The sequence below is a fragment of the Plantactinospora sp. WMMB782 genome (assembly GCF_049179135.1).
In the GTDB taxonomy this organism is placed as follows: Bacteria; Actinomycetota; Actinomycetes; order Mycobacteriales; family Micromonosporaceae; genus Plantactinospora.
In genome coordinates this window covers 6,029,080-6,045,863 of record NZ_JBMHMC010000007.1, presented here as the reverse complement: position 1 = coordinate 6,045,863, position 16,784 = coordinate 6,029,080, and the positions used below count along the sequence as shown (strand labels likewise).

Below are 16,784 nucleotides of genomic sequence, written 5' to 3'. Positions count from 1 at the left end.
GACGGGATGCCCTGGCCCGGCGAGGAAACACGCGCCGACCAACAATGAAGAATCTTGAGAGCGCAGGCATGTCGACTGCGCTGCCCGCGATGGTGGGTGGCTCCCGCGGTGATCCTACGGGATGCATCCAGGGATGTGAATCCGCTGCTGGTACGGCGTCAGCCGTACCCACGGCACGGGACTCCGCTCGTCGCCGGCCTCGTCCGCCGATCGACCCGGGCGACGGGCGACGCCGAAGGGAGGATCCCGGGCCGGCCCATGCGTTGATCTGATCAGCTGGACGGACAGGTCGGTGGTGCGGGTGGCACCCGGGCTGCCAGGATCACCGGCATGCGCATCACCCGTCGTACCCTGGTCGGCGCCGGCCTCGCCGCCGCCACCGCGACCCTCACCGGCTGCGACGAGCCCGGCACCGCCGGTCGGGAGGTGGCCTGGGGCGGTAACGGCGGTCAGCCGTCCGCGACGGGAGCCGGCGGAGTCGCCGACCCGGCATCCGCCGGCCCGGCGGCCCCGGCCGACGACCCGGGGGTCGCGTCCGAACCGGAGCCGGTGCCCGGCAACCGGCTCGGCCAGGCGGCGGAGGTGACCGCCCTGCTCAAGCGCCACCTGCCCGCCACCGCGGACACCTTCCAGCACAGCGGCTTTCCGGGCGCCGTCGCCATGGTCCGGTCCCGGGGGGTCAGCACCGTGCAGACCGCCGTCGGCGAGGCACTGCGGTACGGTGCCGGGCCGAAACTCCTCCCGGCGGGTCAACGGGTTCCGATGCGCCCCGACTCGATCTTCGACCTGGCCTCGGTCACCAAGGTCTACACGGCCATCCTGCTGCTCCAGCAGGTCGAGAAGGGCCGGGTGGAGCTGGCCGCGCCGGTCCGCGACCACCTGCCCGGGTTCACCGGCACCGGCAAGGAGCGGGTCACCGTAGAGATGCTGCTGACCCACACCAGTGGTCTTCCGGTCGGCGCCAAGGTCACCGGTCTGCCCGACAACACCGCCCGGTGGAACGCCGTACTGAGCACCCCGCTGGTCTCCGGCGCCACCCCCGGGGACACGTTCCGATACTCCAGCGTCGGCCTGATGGTCGCTGGCAAGATCGTGGAAAAGGTCACCGGTCAGCGTCTCGACCAGGCGCTCAAGACCAATCTCACCAACCCACTCGGCCTGCGCTCCACCGGCTTCAACCCCAACACCTGGCTCTCGGCCAGCGCCAGGGCGACCCGACTGGTCGCCACCGACGCCCGGTCCTCCCGGGGGCTGCTGCGCGGTGTCGTGCACGACGACGTCGCCAACCACCTCGGCGGGATCGCCGGACACGCCGGGATCTTCGCCTCCGCCGCCGACCTCGCCGTCATCGGCCAACTCCTGCTGGACGGCGGCACCTACCGGGGTACCCGCATCCTCTCCGCCGAGACCGTGGCCCGGATGCGGACGAATCACAACGCCGGCAAACCCGCCGTCGACCCGGACCGGCCGAACCGCACCTCGGCGCACGGCCTCGGCGTCGTCCTCGACCAGCCCTGGTTCATGGGCAGGCTCTCCTCGCCCCGCACCTTCGGGCACACCGGCTTCGCCGGCCCGTCCCTGCTGGTGGACCCGGGCCGCAGACTCGTGCTCGCCCTGCTCACCAACCGGGCCCATCCGAACTGGAGCTGGGCCGACCCCGACCCGGTACGGGCGGCCGTGGCAGACCTGCTCACCTCCGTCCGCTGATCGACGCGTGTCGACTAGGCTCGCCCCATGTCACCCCCGACGCCTGACGGTCGCCCGGCCCACAAGCTGGTCTGGGCCCCGGACGAGCTGATCGTCCGGATCGGACAGCAGGTCCAGCCGCAGATCGGTCTGCCGAGGAGGGTTGCGCAGGCAGCGACGACCGCCGTCCTCTTCAGCTGGCCGCCGGCCTTCGTCGTCTTCGCGGTCAGCACGGTTGCCGCGCCTTCGCTGACCAACGGAGCCAGCGTCGGCAGGGTGGCCTTCTGGGCGCTCCAGTTCGCGATCCTGGTCGCGGTCACGACGGCGGCCACGACCCTGGTCCGGCGCTCCGAGACAGCCGAGGTGGCTCCGCCCGGCCCGGCCGTCCCGACGGCCTCGGAGACGCCGGATCGCGGAGGCTCCGGCGTCTCGCCGCGCACCGCACTGTACGTGCTGGTCACCGCCGTCTGCGCGTCGTTGGTGCTCGCCCTGCACGGCCTTTCCGTCAGCCAGATCGCCATCCTGACCATCGGGCTCGTCGTCGTGCTGCACCTGCTGCCCCTGGTCGTCGCCAGGCTGCTACGACGCTCCCGCAGCCGTCGTCCGGCGAAGTCGTCTCGTTAGGACCCCCGCCGCCCGGACGGGTGACGGGCAGCGCCGGAGCCGCCGACAGCCCCGCCCCCGGCCGGGTGTCCGGGGGCGGGGCTCGGAGTTGCCGGCCGGTCGTTGCCGGTCGGAGATGCGGTCAGCTTCCGTCCAGTGCGACGGCGATGTCGCCGACCGGCAGCGGGAACTCGCCCACCGCGCTCGCCGCCCCGGTGAGCAGGTCGACGGTGTAGAAGGTGGCCGAGCCGTCGGTGAGCATCAGGACGGCGAACGCCGACAGCGCGGTGGTCTTGCCGTTGGTCAGCTTGCTGAAGATGTCGAAGCCCGCGTTGGAGCCGGCGTCCGGGCCGAGCCGGCCGGTCGGGACCAGCAGGCCGTCGTTGGCCGGCGACTGGATGACAACCTGGTCCGAGACCGTGTTGAGGTCGAACAGGGTGGTCCCGGTGTCCGAGTTCAGGTCGTTGTTCGTGTACGCGGCAGCGGTCACCCCGGTCGCCGTCGCGGTCGACGGCGAATTGGTGAGCGGCTTGTCCACGATCGTGGTGCCCGCGCCCGAGCCGTCGTCGATGTTGTGCCGCAGGTTCTGTCCGGTGTCGCTGATCACCCGTAGCCGGTTCGCCGCCGGGTTGAAGTCGACCCCGTACACCGAGCCCTGCAACGGAACGCTGAGCTGCGAGACCTTCTTGAGCACGGCGCCCGGGATCGAGATCGTGTATACGCCACCGTGGTTGCCGACCCCGTAGAGCAGCCTGTCCTGCACCCGGAAGTCGATGCCGATCAGCGCGGTGTCGACGCTGAGCCCGGTGACGGCCCTGACCCAGTCGTTCACCGTCGGGTCGTCGGTGGTGAACGTGAGCAGGGACCGGCCGTTGGCCGTGATCCCGTACGCCCGCAGTCCGTCAGCCGAGCCGGCCGCCGAGCCGCTGCCGCCGAGCCCGACCAGCACGGCCGCGGTGGTGGCCGCCACCGCCATCGCCGCCGTGATTCCTCTTTTGATCCTCGTCTCCATCGCCTGTCCTCCCCAGTTCGCCTCGTCCGGCCGGACCGCCCGGCCGGGCGCAGGTGGCGGATCCCCCACCGGACCCGCCACCGGAACCACCCGTCGCGCTGCCGCGCGGCCGGCGGGCCGGATGCGGCAGGCTCACCTGCCTGTGCCCGCCGGTTCCGGCGAATCGAAGCTATTGAGGCGGACTGGGCGCAGACTGGACGCCAACTGGAGCGGAGCGTGCCCGCCGAGGGCGGATCCGAGCCGGGCGGGTCACTCCGGCGGCTACCTCGACCGGCTGAGCAGGCTTTGCTCGCCCACGACGAATCCACCCGGCCTTCCCGGAGTGGAGCAGTTCCGTGAGCGGATGGGTGACCGGTCGCCGATCTGGACCATGATCGGCGTCGCGGCTCTCGCCGCACCGAAGATGCGCGTCGAGATCCGGTGACCGCCGTCCTCGATCGCGCCTGACCGGCCACGAACGACCTACGCTGACCCGGTACGGGTGCGCCGGCCCCGCCTCCCCGCCGGCCCTGCACACCCAGCCGATCCCGGACAGACACCGAGGTGTGAGATGCCAGATCTGAACCCGGTCGCAGCGCAGCGCATCGAGGCCGTGGTCGTTGCCGCCCTGGCCGTCGTCGTCACCGTCGCCGCCGGGTACCCGTGGTGGTGGCTGCTTGCCCTCTTCCTCGTCTTCGACCTGTCCATGCTCGGCTACCTGCACGGGCCACGCCTCGGAGCCACCTGCTACAACCTGGCGCACTCCTACACCCTGCCGGCGTTGCTCGGTGCGGTGGCCGTGATCGCGACCGCACTCGGCGATCCGATCGACTGGCTCGGAGTCCTGGCCGTCGCGTGGGCATTCCACATCGCGGTCGACCGCGCCCTCGGTTACGGGCTCAAGACGGCCGAGGGGTTCGAGGACACCCACCTCGGTCGGATCGGGAAGGCCCGGCGCCTCGACAAGTGAACCGCCCGGGGTAGGTGAAGCGCTGGCGGGCCGGATGCCGCGCGGGGCCCACCCGCCCGCACTCCGGCGCCGGCGATTCGAAGCTGTCGAGGCGGACCGGGCGCAGACCGACGGCAATCTGGTGCGGAAGGTGCCCATCCCCCGGCGGGGCCGGATCCGACCCGGCCGGGGGCCACTACCGGCGGCTACCTGAAGGCGGCGATGTTGCGCGCGGCCCAGTCGGCGAAGCTGCGCGGCGGGCGGCCGAGGACGGACGCGACGTCGGGACTGACCCGCTGTTCGGCGGGGAGTGGCTCGCCGAGGATGGCCAGCGTGCCCTGCACGACCGGTTCCGGCATGAACCGCAGCATCTGCTCCCGGGCCTCCTCCCGGCTCTGCTCGACGAAGCGCACCGGCTCGCCGAGCGCCTCCCCGATCGCCGCAGCCCGTTCCCGGGGCGAGGTGGCTACCGGGCCGGTGAGTTCGTAGGTGCGGCCGGCGTGATCGCCGTCGCGGAGGGCGACGGCGGCGACCTCGGCGATGTCCGCTGGGTCGACACCGGGCAGTCGGACGTCGCCGAACGGCGCGGCGACGGTCCGCTGGGCGCGGATCGTCGGTGCCCAGGCGAAGGTGTTGGAGTAGAAACCACCGGGCCGCAGGATCGTCCACTCCAGCCCGGACTGCCGCACGGCGTTTTCGATCGCGTGCAGCGGTGCGTGCGAGACCGACTCTGGTCGGGTGCCGGCGGCCTGGGAGGAGAGCAGGACGACGCGCCGGATGCCGCCGGCCCTGGCGGCGCCGAGGATCGCGTCCGGGTCCAGTTGGGCACCGGCACCGGCCACCAGGAGGAACAACGCGTCCGCCCCGTCGAACACCGGCTTGAGATCCGCCGGTACGGCGAGATCGGCCGACCGGTGCAGCACCCCGTCGGGCAGCCCGGCGACGGACGAAGCCCGGGATACCGCAATCACCTGCTCACCGGCGGCGGCGAGTGTGCGTACCAACGGCACGCCGACGTTCCCGGTCGCACCCGTTACAACGATCATGGACAGCTCCGTTCCCCGATGGTGGACGTGCCGCGCGGTGGCAGCACGTGGACGCGCTGCTGCGCCAGTAGCAGCACGTCGTCGCGGGAGCCGGGCGCTGCCGTGCGGGCTGCCCTGCCGGTCTCGTCCGCGACCCGGCGACGCTAACACCCTGGATATAGTAGGTACCTAGGAGAAAGTGACTATCCCTGCGGAGTGAGCCATGGGCACGAAGGAATGGAAGTTGGCGGCGACCGCCGATCCGGAGCAGGCGTGCCCGATCGGGCCGGTGGTCGACATCGTCTTCAGCCGCTGGACCACGCCGATCCTGTGGTCGCTGCACGAGTACGGGCGCCAGCGGTTCGTGGAGTTGGAACGGCGGATCGGCAACATCACCCCGAAGGTGCTGACCCAGCGGCTGCGGCAACTCGAACGCGACGGCCTGGTCCTGCGCACCTACCACCCCGAGGTGCCGCCGCGGGTCGAGTACGAGATCACCGAACTCGGCCGGAGCCTGGGACCGTTGTTCGCGACCCTGGGCGAGTGGTCCGCCGCCAATCTCGACCGGGTCGAGCAGGCCCGCCTCGCCTACGACGACTCCACACGACAGCCCTCCCAGGGTTGACTGTCGCGCCAGCGAACCCGGGTCGGGCGGGCGCCAGTCGTCGCGTATTCGAGAGCGGCATCGCGGACCGCACCCGGGGTCACGCTGGCCAGGTCCGGACCGCAAGCGATGCGCTCGCCGCCGTAGTCGAACTCGATTCTCTCAGTTTCGGCCGGCCACGGCGGCAACTCCGGCTCGTAGCCCGAACTGCCGACTGGCCCGGTCCAGTAGAGGAATCCCCGAACCGAATGCCCGAGCCCGAGCTGCAACGACGGCAACGCTGGCGGCATGCCCGGCCGAAATCCCGGCTCCAGGAACCTCGGCGGATAGAGCCCGATCACCTGCGGTTCGGGGCCGAGCACCGCCAGGCAACCCAGCAGGGCATCCAGTTCGGCGACGCTGCCCACCGCCTCCCACCTACCCTGCCCCCACACCGCCGCCACCATCACCCGGCAGCTCCGGCATCTCCCGAGGACGGCCCACCCTCGCCAGGTCTGGCACGTCTCGGCAGGTCGGCGAGCCGGCCGGCCAGGACCAGCCGTTCGTAGGCCCACCGCCACTCGTCACACCGGCTCCGCCCACACCGCACGCACACCCCGAGGTCGGGATCGTTGGCGTGCGTCAGCATCGTGTCCCGGAAGTGCGCCGCCATCTCGTCGGACACCTCGACGGCCGCCGAGGGCCGCCCGACCGGTCGGTCCGTCACCGCCGATCACCCCGGCACCGGCCGTCGGTGAGTCGGGCGTTCCGGGTCTGCCAGCTCCGCAACGCCACCTTGACCCGGTCCGCGTCGGCGCGGGCGACCCGGACGTCGCGCCGCAGCAGGTCCACCTCGTCGGCCAACCGGGCCAGGAACCGGTACACCTCGTCCGGGTCCAACCCGCGCCGCCACGACCCCCGGCCGAACCGAATCGACCGGATGTCCGTCGAGGTCAGCCTCGGATACACCGCGCTCACCGCCGATCACCAGCAGCCTGATCGGGTATGCCCACCAGCGCCCCAACCGCAACACCACCCCACCCCGCCCTCCGGGCGGCTCCCGCAGACCGATACACCTGTGCCCTCCCGACGTCGTCCGCGCCTGTCGTGGATCGGCACCGAGGCGGGCGGGGTCGGCAGTCCGCCACGCCGGCATGGCGGAAACCGTTGGCCACAGCACCCGCCCCGGGCCGTACGACCAGCCTCTGGGTCAGCGATCCAACGGCACAGTGTGCGAATTTCGTGGAATCGAGGCGGAAATGTTGCATCTGAGCCGGAGATCTGGATAACTGTCCAATGGCGCCCCTGCTGACAAGCCACAACGGAAGGCACCCGCAATGGCTTTGAGGAGACATCGCCTGGTTAGCCGACGAAAGTCGGTCGGGCACACCCAGGAAAGCCTCGCCGAGAGGCTTGGCGTGGATCGCACTACGGTCGTGCGCTGGGAACGTGCCGAGTCGGAGCCCCAGCCGTGGGTACGGCGAGGACTCGCCAATGCTCTTCAGGTGACCTTGGAGGAACTCGCCCAGCTACTTGAGGAAGTTGAGGAAGCGAGAACGCGGCGGGGTGGACGTATCGCGTACGTGTTGAAAAATCCACGGGCAGCCGATCTCGCGACGGTCTCCTACCTCCGCCGGGAACTTGACACCCTCACCGACACGTACGACACCCTGCCATCTACGTCGCTGTTACCGACTGCGGCACGCCTACACAGTGAGATCACGTTTCTACATTCCTACGCGTCGCTTGGCGGGGTCCGTCGAGCGCTGGCCACCGTACAGGCCGCCTCGGCGATGCTGATGGGGCAGCTCGTCTGGGATGCCTCGCAGCGTCGGGACTGCCGGACCGCCGTTGGGTACTACAACCAGGCAGTCGGCGTCGCCAAGCAGAACGGTGATGTTCTACCTGAGGCGCATGCGCGGCTGCGCGCCGGCTTCGTGGCACTCTACGCCGACTGCGAGCCCAAGCGAGGGTTGGCCCGAGCCGCCCAAGCAGCCCGACTCGCGACCAGCGTTGGTAGCTATGCATTGGCCGGCCTTGCGATGCTGCACGTCGGGGAAGCAAACGCGATGATGGGAGAGCGCTCCGCATGTGAGGAGGCGCTTCGTCAGGCAGAGGACTGGCTCCAGAGGGTAGACACAACCGACCCAGCGCACCGGCTCGTGGCAGCCGAGCAGTTCAACCGCATGGCGGGGTCCTGTTACCTGGCGCTCGGGGAGCCCCGGAAGGCCCAGGCCGTACTCGAAGCCACATCTGTCGCCTTGCATGGACGAGAAAAGTCTCGCTCTATCGTCCTCGGAAACCTTGCCCTGGCTCACATTCGGCAACATCACATCGACGAGTCGACTGCCGTCCTGCACGAGGCGATCGACATTGTTGAACAGACCCGGGCTGGCGGCGGGGCAAACGTCCTATTCGGCGCATGCCGAGAGCTTCAGGCATGGCGCAACAACCTCAGCGTTGACGACGTGACGGACCGGGTACTTTCACTCATGGCGAAATGAGGGGTGCATGAATATCGACCAGGAGAAGCAGGAGGCACGTGAGAAAGTATGGCGCCGACTGGAGAAGTCGGGTGCGACCTTGCCCCCTGGTGCACACGGTCGAATTCCAAACTTCCTTGGTGCCGGCCGGGCGTCCGCTCGACTGGCCGACCTGCCACAGTGGCACCAAGCCCGGGTGGTCAAATGCAACCCGGACAAAAGCCAATTGCCGGTTAGGCTGCAAGCACTCAGTGACCGCAAACTACTCTATATGGCCGTTCCCAAGCTCGCCGCTCCCCGGCCGTTCTACTTACTCGATCCAAGCAACCTCGGCGCTCCGCCCGACCTCATAGCCACTGGGGCGGGTGCAGCCGCCCACGCCCCCACCGTCGAGGTTGCACAAATGCAGCCGATTGAAATGGTGATTTGCGGTAGCGTGGCCGTAAACCGCTACGGAGTGCGCGTCGGCAAGGGAGCCGGTTACTCCGACATCGAGGTCGCCCTCCTGACTGAGGCCGGTCTGATTACGGCTGCTACGTTGCTCGTAACGACGGTCCACCAACTTCAAGTTCTTGACGCACCCCTACCCGAATCGCCACACGACTTCAGGGTCGACCTGGTCGTAACCCCCGACGAAGTTATCTGGTGCGGCCACCCTCGGCGGCCCCTCGGGATCTATTGGGACGCACTCAGCGACGAAAAGATTGCCGAAATCCCAGCCCTCGCGAACAACGCCCGACGTCCGAGGTGAGGTCGGTGTGTCGGAGTTGAAGTCCCGGCGTACCCTCGTCGGATGTACGGTGTCGACGAGCTTCGCGCCGCGCTGCCCGGGACGTGGCGGGTGCTCGCGACCACCTTTCCGATGTGGCTCTCCGGCCGGCGGCTGGCGCCCACCTTCGACTACACCCTGCTGCCGGGCGATCCGCTGGTGTTGCGGGACGAGGTCCGCTACCGGACCCGGTCGGGGAAGTTCCGGTCGATCGTCGGCACCGACCGCTTCGACCCGGCGTCCGGCGGTTTCGTCTGGCGCGGCCGGCATCTCCTCGCCGCACTGACCAGCCGGTGGCGGGTGGCCCGGCTCAGCGACGACGGTGGTGTCGCCACCCTCACCTTCGGCCGGTCGATGCTGACGCCGGCCGGTGTCGACATCATCGGCAGGGGCGTCGGGGACCGACCGGAGCTGCGAGCTTCCGCCACTGCGGAGTCGTTGGGTCTGGACCCGGCCGGGTTCGCGGCCCTGTGCTGGCTGCCGCCCGTCGACGCCCTGAAGCCGGACGAGCGGTCGGGGCACCGCGACCGGCCACAGTGAACGGTTAGCATCGAGGGATGCAGCGTCGTCCGGTAGCGGTCTGTTGACCGTCGAGCGGCTTGGGCCGCCGCCGATCGTTCCCGGGCTGCCGATGCTCGGCAACGCCCTGAGCATGATGGGAGACGTCCAGGGCTTTCTCGTCCGGGCGTACCAGCGGCACGGCGGGATCTTCCGGATCCGGGCCCTGCACCAGTCGTTCACCGTGCTGGCCGGTGCCGAGGCAAACCACCTGCTGCGGGACCGGGGCGACGAGCTGTTCTCCAGCGAGACGACGATGGGCGGGCTCGACCGGGAGTTCGACATGCGGGTGCACGTGCTGCGCGGCCGACCGCACCGGCACCTGCGAAAGCTGCTGGCCACCGGGATCTCGCGCGACCTGCTCGCCGCCCGCTGGGCGACGGTCACCGCCGAGACCGAGCGGATGCTGGCGGACTGGCGGACCCGGCCCAGCCTCGCCGTGGTCGACCAGTTCCAGCGGCTGGCGGCGGCCCAGCTCTCCGTCACGCTCACCGGTGCGAGTTCGGCCGACCGGTTCGACACCCTCCGGTACGCCTTCGAACTGATGCTCGACGTCACCCTCGCCGGGAAGTGGCCGCCGGCAGTGCTCCGCTGGCCGGCGTACCGGAAGGCTCGGGCGGAGATCCTGGCGTTCGCCCGTACGTCGCTGGCGGAGCGGGCTGCCCGACCGACCGGCGGCCCGGCGGACCTGCTCGACCAGGCGCTGCGGGCGGTGGACGAACACGGCAACCCGTACCCGGCCGAGCTTCGGGCCGGGATGGCCCTCCAGGGCTACTTCGCCGGCATCAACACCGTGGCCTACCTCTACAGTTTCATGCTCTACGCGCTGCTGCGCCACCCCGAGCTGCTGGCCCGGGTCACCGCCGAGGTCGACGCCGTCTGCGGCCCCGACGGCCAGCTCCGCTTCGACGACCTGCGCGGCCTCGGCACGCTGCGGGGTCTGGTGCTGGAGACACTGCGGGTGTATCCGCCGGCACCGGCTTCGGCCCGGACCGCCCGGACGACGTTCGGCTTCCAGGGGCACCGGGTCGAGGAGGGCAGCCGGCTGCTTGTCGCGACCACGGTGCCGCACCGGTTGGCCGAGTACTACCCCGAGCCGCAGCGCTTCGACGTCGACCGGGACTTCGCGGCCAACCGGCGGGCCGGCGTCTACGCCCCGTTCTCCGTCGGCAGCCACACCTGTCTCGGCGCCGGCATGACCGAGGTGCTCGCCGTCGCCACCATGGCGATGCTGGTACGCCGGCTCCGGCTGGCGCTGCCCACCCCGGACCACGAACTCCGGATCCGGGCGACCCCGGGACCGAACCCGGGTCGCCGGTTCCGGGTCTCGGTGCTGGGCGACGCATAGCGGTGTCCCTCGCCTCCGGAGGGTCGATGAGCGGCGTCTCCTCGCCACCGAACGGTCCGTCAGGAGCGCCTCTTCGCCCGGGATCGCCGGTCAGCCGCCGACGGTCGGGGCCGGCTGGGCGGCGGCGCGCTGCATCAGGGCCACGTATCCGTCCTCAAGGGATGGTGCGGCCGGCAGTGCGTCCGGGGTCGGCGGTGTCGGGCTGACCACCCGGTAGTGGGTGCCGTCGGACCGGCTGACCGCCGAGACCACCACGCCGGCCGGTGGCGGCGCCCCGACACCGGCCACCACCTCCCAGGTCGCGCCCTCGCCGACCCGGACCAGGTCGGTGACCAGCCCGGTGTAGACCACCCGACCGCCGGCCATCACCGCCGCCTGCTGGCAGGTCTGCGCCACGTCCTCCACGATGTGGGTACTCAGCAGCACCGTCCGGTGCCCGGCCAGCCCGGAGAGCAGGGTCCGGAAGCGTACCCGTTCCTCCGGGTCCAGCCCGGCGGTCGGCTCGTCGACCACGATCAGGGCCGGGTCGCCGAGCAGCGCCTGCGCGATGCCGACCCGCCGGCGCATGCCACCGGAGAAGCCCTTCATCCGCCGGCCGGCCACCTCGGTCAACGCCACCAGTTCCAGCAGTTCGTCCACCTGCCGGCGGCGCGCCCCCGTGTCGTCGAGTCCCTTGAACAGCCCGACGTAGTCCAGGAACTCCCGGGGCGACAGGTCGGGATAGAGCCCGAGGTCCTGCGGCAGGTAACCGAGCCGGCGCTGCACGGCCAGCCGCCCGGCCCCGGTGGTCAGGTCGTGTCCGCCGACCCGCACCTGCCCGCCGCTGGGCGGCAGTACTCCGGCGAGGATTCGCATCAGCGTGGTCTTGCCGGCGCCGTTCGCGCCGAGCAGCCCGTACATGCCGCCGGGGACGGCAAGGTCGACCGAGTGCAGCGCGGTGATCCTGCCGAACCGGCGGGTCAGGCCGGTGGTCTGGATGTCCATGCGGGAAGAGCCTTTCGGAAGGGGAGACGGGTCAGGCGGCGTGCCGGCGGCGGGACAGCACGACGTGCGTGACCAGCAGCGGCAGCAGGCCGAGCAGCACGAGCAGGGCGATGCTCAGCAACGCGCTGCCGGCGCCCGGTGCGGGACGCAGGAAGGCGAGCCAGCCGGGTGTTCCGGCGAAGAGTGCCAGCTCGCCCGCCAGCCAGCTCGCCGGGTAGTCACCGATCGGGGTGAGCAGGGTGCCGGTAAGCGAGGGCAGGAAGTCCGGGGCGAGCATGTTGCCCCAGAACCAGTAGCCGACGAAGAGCACCCGGAACAGCGGCGCGGAGACGGCCAGCGGGCAGGTCAGGGCGAATCCGGCGACGAAGGCCAGCCCGGGGAGCATGACGACGGCGAACACCGGCACCGCCCAACCGAGCATCGCCGGGTCGCCCCGGTGCACGCTCTCGTAGCCGCCGGCGACGAGCATCACCAGCAGGACCGGCAGCGCGGTGGCGGCCAGCCCGCCGAGGTACTTCCCGGCCAGCAGCAGACCCGGCCGGACCGGCAGGCTCTCCAGCAGCGGGGCGGTGCCGAGCCGGCGGTCCCGGATCAGCCGGTCCGCCAGCACCATGCCGAAGCCGAGCGGCACCAGGATGCCGAACAGCAGCGCCCAACCGGCCATCACCTCCGGCGCGGAGGCGTCCGCCGGCAGGTAGCGCGGCCCGCGTGGCCCCTGGAAGAGCGCGATGGCCGCCGCCAGGACCAGCGTCGCCAGCCACAGCGACCGTTTGCGGGCCTGCATCCGGAACTCGTACCGGCCGACCGCGAGCAGTTCCGACATGCCGCTCACTCCTCCTCTTCGGATAGCAGCAGATGGGGCCGGCGCAGCAGCAGCGCGACAGTCGCGGCGAGCAGCAGCCCGGTGAGCGTCAGCACCAGCCGGTTCGTCAGCCAGCCCTCCCCGGTGCCGGCCCGGCTGGTGGTGAACAGGAACACCGGGCGGGTCAGGTCGTGTCCGACCAGCGGACCCGCGAATATCTGCTCGCCGATCCAGAGCCCGGCGACGGCGCTGCTGGCCAGGACGACGCTGCGGCCGGCGACGGCCAGCAGGACCGCGAGGGCGGCCAGCCAGAGCGTCGGCGGTGCCCAGACCAGTACCGAGGCGAGCGGGTCGGGGCCGGTCCACCAGCCGGTGAGCCCGAGCCCGGCCGAGTAGGCCAGCGCGGCGAGCGCGGCGGTCAGCCCGAGGATGCCGAGCCGGCGGCCGAGGGTGCGGGCGTACCGGGTGGGCAGCGCGAGTTGCAGCTCGCGGGCGTCGTCCCGGGCCACCAGGGTCACCGCGGTCATCGCCACGGCCAGCGGCAGCAGCGCCTCGAGGCCGGTGAGCAGCAGGTCGCCGATCTGGCGCCGTCCGGCTCCGGCGTTGCCGGAGAGCAGCGCCATGGCCACCGCGACCAGCAGGCCCGCCGGAGGCGCGACGCCGGCCGCCCAGCCGACCCGCCGGGCCTCGTGCCGCCAGAGCTGCGGGGATCCGGGCCGGCGCAGCGGAATGTGCCAGGAACCTTGTGCCATCACGCAACTGGGTGCGTCGGCGGGCCGCCGGGGTTCACCGGCCCGCCCGGTGACCCGGGCCACACCAGCCAGCCCCGGTTGGCCCGGGTGCCGAACTCCAGGGCTGGTCAGCGTCCGTAGGCGCGGCGTCCGAGGCTGGCCGGCAGGTGCGGTAGGAGTGCCAGGGTGCCGGCCATCAGCAGCGCCGCGACCAGCAGCAGCGGCCCGCTGGTGCGCCAGAGCGGCTCGACCAGCCGGTCCACCGTGCCGTCCAGCGCGTCGGAGCCGGCCAGCAGGCGGAGTACCCAGAGGCACATCGCGACCCCGATGCCGACCGCCGGTCGCCAGAGCACCGACAGCGCGAAGCTGACCGCCGAGAGCAGGGCCATCGGCCCGAGCCAGGCGGCGAAGAGCCCCGGCGGTGCACCCGCGTCGAACCAGGCCAGCCCGAGGGAGGCGACCGAGGCGGCGCCGAAGATCGCGCCGAGTACCAGGGTGAGCCGGGCGAGCAGCACCGCGCGTACCCCGGTGCGGCTCGCCGCGACGAGTTCGCCGGCCGGGTCGGTGCCGCTGCCGCAGGCCCCGGCCACCCCGAGCGCCGCGACCAGGGGTACCACGATGGCCAGGACCTGCTCGGAGCTGCCCGGCGGCGCCCAGCCGGCGACGGCGGTGCCGGCCGCCAGCACCACGGCGGCGACCGGCCAGACCCGCCGGTCGACCAGCCGGCGCTGCGCGGCCAGGATCCGCACCGCCCGCCGCCCGGCGGCCCCGCCGAGCGGTGCCGCGTACCGGGGTACGCCGGGCGCGGCGCCCCGAGCCGGCACCAGTCGGGCCAGCACCGCGTCCAGCAACCCGGGCGACGGTACGCCGACTGCCGCGACCCGGTCACCGACGGCGCCGGCCACCCGTCGCCAGGCGATCAGTTCGGCGGCACAGCCGGGACAGTCGGCGACGTGCCTGGCCACCGGGTCGGCCCGCTCCGCCGGCAGGGTTCCGGCGGCGAACGCCGACAGCAGGTCACTCGGGTGGGTCATCGTCCCGCCTCCCGTCCGGAAACCCCGACCGGCGCAGTCTCGTCGGGCAGCGCCCGGGCCAGGCCGGCCCGGGCGTGGAACAGTCGACTCTTCACGGTGCCGACCGGGATGCCGAGTACCTCGGCGATCTCGGCGTGCGCGAGCCCGGCACCGAAGGCCAGCTCCAGCACCTCCCGGTGCGCCGGAGCCAGCTCGGCCAGGGCGGCGGCCACCGCGCGGGCGTCGGCCCGGGCCAGCGCCACCGCCTCCGGGCCGGGCTCGCCGGCCGGCACCTCGGCGGCGGCCTCGACCGGCAGCGGAGCCGGCCGTTGCCCGGTCATCCGGCGCAGCGCCTGCCGGCGGCAGATGCCGAAGAGCCAGGTACGCACCGCCGACCGCCCCTCGAACGAGCCGGCGCCCCGCCAGGTGGCCAGGAAGGTGTCCTGGAGGGCCTCCTCGGCCCGCCCACGGTCACCGAGCAGCCCCTCGGCGTACGCGAGCAGCGGCTGGCCGTGCCGGGCGTACAGCTCCTCGAAGGCGCGCTGGTCCCCGGCGGCCACCCGGTGCAGCAGCTCGCGGTCGACGTCGTCCATCCCGTCCTGGGTAGCCGGCCGACCCGCCGGGGTTCACGCTCCGGCGGCAATTGTGCCCGTCGTCACAGCACCGCCGGCCGGGCCTCGGACGGAAGGCCCGCAACCCGGCCGGGCCTCGGACGGAAGGCCCGCAACCCGGCCGGGCCGAGCTGGGCCGAGTGCTGGCCGGGCCGGGCGTCGGGTGGAGGCTCGCCGGGGTTGCGCCGAAGGTGACGCACAACGAGAAATGATCTTGTAACGCCGTGGAAAACCGCAGCTCGGACGATGCCATTACCCGTCCCCCGCAACCTGGAGGTCGCATTGTCCAGCCTTCCGGGTCGGCTCCGGCCGACACCCCGGCGCCTGGCCGCCGTACTCGTCCCGGTCCTCACCGCGGCGCTCACCGCCACGGTCGTCTCCGTGCTCCACCGCTCCCCCGAACCGGCGGCCGTGGCGCTGCCCCCGATCAGCGGCACGGTCTCCGGGGTCACCGGGCCGACCGAGATCCGAAGCGTCGAATACGGCCGGGCGGTCGCGGCCGCGAAGGTGAAGAAGCCCAGGGTCACCGTGATCGGCACCGGCGGCACCATCTCCGGCGTCGCCACCTCGCGGAGCAGTTTCACCGACTACCAGTCCGGCCGGATCGCCATCGGCGACCTGGTCGCCCGGCTCCAGCCGGAGATCGGCCAGGTCGCCGACGTCTCCACCGTGCAGTTCGGCAACAAGGGGTCCGGCGGCTACACCATCGCCGAGTTCCACGCCCTCACCCTGGCCGTGGAGGCGGCGCTGAAGAAGTCCGACGCGGTGGTGGTGACCAGCGGCACCGACACGATGGAAGAGTTCGCGTACTGGTTGGACCTGACCGTGCGCAGCCGCAAGCCGGTGGTGCTCACCGGTGCGATGCGGCCGTGGGCGGCGGTGACCCCGGACGGGCCGCAGGTGATCGGCGCGGACGGCCCGGCCAACCTGTACAACTCGATCGTGCTGGCCGCCAGCCAGTCCACCTACTGCTACGGAACGGTGCTGATGCTCGGCGACGAGTTCCACGCCGCCCGGGACGTCACCAAGACCAGCTCCTACCGGATGGACACCTTCCAGTCCCGCGAGCTGGGCGTACTCGGCTGGGTCGACGGGCCGAACATCAAGGTGGGCCGGGCGCCGGCCCGGGTCGCCGACTGCGACGCCAAGCAGCGCTGGCTGACCCCGTTCGACCTGTCCATGATCGCCCCCACCGCGCTGCCCCGGGTCGAGGTGGTCTACGGCTACCAGCAGGCCGGCGGCGAGGCGATCACCGCGTTCGCGGACGCCGGGGTCAAGGGCATCGTCACCGCCGGCACCGGTGCCGGTGGCATCTCGTCGGCGCAGAGCAGCGCCCGGACCGCCGCCGCGGCCAAGGGTGTCGTCTTCGTGAGCACCACCCGGACCGGTTCCGGCTCGGTCTACGGCGGCAGCACCAGTGCGCCGATCATCGCCGGGGAGGACCTGCTGCCACAGAAGGCGCGACTGCTGCTGATCCTCGGCCTCGCCTTCGCACCGACCGACCTGGCCAAGGTGCGGAGCTGGGTCGGCACGCTCGGCAATCCGGAGTGGCACACCGCCCCCAAGGGCAACCCGAAGGACTGACCGCGGAGCCGGGCGGCGGCGGGCCGGTGGTGCGACGACCATGGACAGCACGCCGTCCGGTCGG

The 16,784-nt window shown here is 71.8% G+C and carries 19 protein-coding genes; 9 read left to right on the top strand and 10 right to left on the bottom strand.

Annotated elements, in window-relative coordinates; genetic code table 11:
• The first annotated feature begins 330 nt into the window (after nucleotides 1–330).
• Both ACN28A_RS29010 and ACN28A_RS29005 read left to right on the top strand, forming a co-directional pair.
• Nucleotides 331–1,707: a serine hydrolase domain-containing protein gene (locus ACN28A_RS29010; RefSeq protein WP_421400390.1), complete on the top strand. Its 1,377-nt coding sequence runs from the start codon at nucleotides 331–333 to the stop codon at nucleotides 1,705–1,707.
• A 27-nt stretch (nucleotides 1,708–1,734) separates the two neighbouring features.
• Nucleotides 1,735–2,310 carry a hypothetical protein gene (locus ACN28A_RS29005; protein WP_421400388.1) on the top strand — a complete coding sequence of 192 codons (576 nt, stop codon included), beginning with the start codon at nucleotides 1,735–1,737 and terminating at the stop codon, nucleotides 2,308–2,310.
• Between the two features lie 121 nt (nucleotides 2,311–2,431).
• Here ACN28A_RS29005 and ACN28A_RS29000 read toward each other — a convergent pair whose 3' ends face one another.
• Nucleotides 2,432–3,301 carry a DUF4394 domain-containing protein gene (locus ACN28A_RS29000; RefSeq protein ID WP_421400386.1) on the bottom strand — a complete coding sequence of 290 codons (870 nt, stop codon included), beginning with the start codon at nucleotides 3,299–3,301 and terminating at the stop codon, nucleotides 2,432–2,434.
• Nucleotides 3,302–3,851: 550 nt separating this feature from the next.
• Between ACN28A_RS29000 and ACN28A_RS28995 the strand changes: the two genes are divergently transcribed.
• The gene (locus ACN28A_RS28995; protein WP_421400384.1) at nucleotides 3,852–4,250 is read left to right on the top strand and encodes a DUF4260 domain-containing protein; all 399 of its coding nucleotides are present in this window, start codon (nucleotides 3,852–3,854) and stop codon (nucleotides 4,248–4,250) included.
• Nucleotides 4,251–4,435: 185 nt separating this feature from the next.
• Here the strand turns inward: ACN28A_RS28995 and ACN28A_RS28990 are convergent, their stop codons facing one another.
• A complete protein-coding gene (locus ACN28A_RS28990) occupies nucleotides 4,436–5,275 on the bottom strand; it encodes an NAD(P)H-binding protein (protein WP_421400382.1) in 840 nt (279 codons plus the stop codon).
• 202 nt (nucleotides 5,276–5,477) lie between these two features.
• On the opposite strand from ACN28A_RS28990, the gene ACN28A_RS28985 reads away from it, so the two are divergent.
• On the top strand, nucleotides 5,478–5,879 hold the full coding sequence (locus ACN28A_RS28985) for a winged helix-turn-helix transcriptional regulator (protein WP_421400380.1): 402 nt from the start codon (nucleotides 5,478–5,480) through the stop codon (nucleotides 5,877–5,879).
• On the opposite strand, the gene ACN28A_RS28980 is transcribed toward ACN28A_RS28985, so the two are convergent.
• From ACN28A_RS28980 to ACN28A_RS28970, 3 genes are read right to left on the bottom strand one after another with little or no spacing between them, the layout of a single operon-like run.
• Complete coding sequence (locus ACN28A_RS28980) at nucleotides 5,843–6,265, bottom strand: Imm1 family immunity protein (RefSeq protein ID WP_421400378.1); 423 nt, start codon at nucleotides 6,263–6,265, stop codon at nucleotides 5,843–5,845. The genes ACN28A_RS28985 and ACN28A_RS28980 overlap by 37 nt on opposite strands.
• A gap of 38 nt (nucleotides 6,266–6,303) precedes the next feature.
• Nucleotides 6,304–6,564 (bottom strand): hypothetical protein, encoded by a 261-nt coding sequence (locus ACN28A_RS28975; RefSeq protein WP_421400376.1) that lies wholly within the window; start codon nucleotides 6,562–6,564, stop codon nucleotides 6,304–6,306.
• Nucleotides 6,561–6,815, bottom strand: a complete 255-nt coding sequence (locus ACN28A_RS28970) for a DivIVA domain-containing protein (RefSeq protein ID WP_421400374.1) — start codon at nucleotides 6,813–6,815, stop codon at nucleotides 6,561–6,563. The genes ACN28A_RS28975 and ACN28A_RS28970 overlap by 4 nt, the downstream gene beginning before the upstream one ends.
• 359 nt (nucleotides 6,816–7,174) lie before the next feature.
• Between ACN28A_RS28970 and ACN28A_RS28965 the strand changes: the two genes are divergently transcribed.
• Genes ACN28A_RS28965 through ACN28A_RS28950 form a run of 4 tightly spaced genes read left to right on the top strand, consistent with a single transcriptional unit; the run spans nucleotide 7,175 to nucleotide 10,995 of the window.
• Nucleotides 7,175–8,341 carry a helix-turn-helix domain-containing protein gene (locus ACN28A_RS28965; protein WP_421400371.1) on the top strand — a complete coding sequence of 389 codons (1,167 nt, stop codon included), beginning with the start codon at nucleotides 7,175–7,177 and terminating at the stop codon, nucleotides 8,339–8,341.
• Nucleotides 8,342–8,348: 7 nt separating this feature from the next.
• A complete protein-coding gene (locus ACN28A_RS28960) occupies nucleotides 8,349–9,071 on the top strand; it encodes a 5-formyltetrahydrofolate cyclo-ligase (protein ID WP_421400369.1) in 723 nt (240 codons plus the stop codon).
• A gap of 42 nt (nucleotides 9,072–9,113) precedes the next feature.
• Nucleotides 9,114–9,629, top strand: a complete 516-nt coding sequence (locus ACN28A_RS28955) for a hypothetical protein (protein WP_421400367.1) — start codon at nucleotides 9,114–9,116, stop codon at nucleotides 9,627–9,629.
• Between the two features lie 43 nt (nucleotides 9,630–9,672).
• Nucleotides 9,673–10,995, top strand: a complete 1,323-nt coding sequence (locus tag ACN28A_RS28950; protein WP_421400365.1) for a cytochrome P450 — start codon at nucleotides 9,673–9,675, stop codon at nucleotides 10,993–10,995.
• Nucleotides 10,996–11,085: 90 nt separating this feature from the next.
• On the opposite strand, the gene ACN28A_RS28945 is transcribed toward ACN28A_RS28950, so the two are convergent.
• The 5 genes from ACN28A_RS28945 to ACN28A_RS28925 all read right to left on the bottom strand — a co-directional run bounded on the left by ACN28A_RS28945 (nucleotide 11,086) and on the right by ACN28A_RS28925 (nucleotide 15,118).
• A complete protein-coding gene (locus ACN28A_RS28945; RefSeq protein ID WP_421400363.1) occupies nucleotides 11,086–11,979 on the bottom strand; it encodes an ABC transporter ATP-binding protein in 894 nt (297 codons plus the stop codon).
• A 31-nt stretch (nucleotides 11,980–12,010) separates the two neighbouring features.
• On the bottom strand, nucleotides 12,011–12,802 hold the full coding sequence (locus ACN28A_RS28940) for an ABC transporter permease (RefSeq protein ID WP_421400361.1): 792 nt from the start codon (nucleotides 12,800–12,802) through the stop codon (nucleotides 12,011–12,013).
• 5 nt (nucleotides 12,803–12,807) lie between these two features.
• Nucleotides 12,808–13,533: a hypothetical protein gene (locus ACN28A_RS28935; RefSeq protein WP_421400359.1), complete on the bottom strand. Its 726-nt coding sequence runs from the start codon at nucleotides 13,531–13,533 to the stop codon at nucleotides 12,808–12,810.
• Nucleotides 13,534–13,640: 107 nt separating this feature from the next.
• Nucleotides 13,641–14,546 carry a zf-HC2 domain-containing protein gene (locus tag ACN28A_RS28930; RefSeq protein ID WP_421400357.1) on the bottom strand — a complete coding sequence of 302 codons (906 nt, stop codon included), beginning with the start codon at nucleotides 14,544–14,546 and terminating at the stop codon, nucleotides 13,641–13,643.
• Nucleotides 14,543–15,118 (bottom strand): RNA polymerase sigma factor, encoded by a 576-nt coding sequence (locus ACN28A_RS28925; RefSeq protein WP_421400355.1) that lies wholly within the window; start codon nucleotides 15,116–15,118, stop codon nucleotides 14,543–14,545. The genes ACN28A_RS28930 and ACN28A_RS28925 overlap by 4 nt, the downstream gene beginning before the upstream one ends.
• A gap of 300 nt (nucleotides 15,119–15,418) precedes the next feature.
• On the opposite strand from ACN28A_RS28925, the gene ACN28A_RS28920 reads away from it, so the two are divergent.
• Nucleotides 15,419–16,720: an asparaginase gene (locus tag ACN28A_RS28920; RefSeq protein ID WP_421400353.1), complete on the top strand. Its 1,302-nt coding sequence runs from the start codon at nucleotides 15,419–15,421 to the stop codon at nucleotides 16,718–16,720.
• The last annotated feature ends 64 nt before the right edge of the window (nucleotides 16,721–16,784 follow it).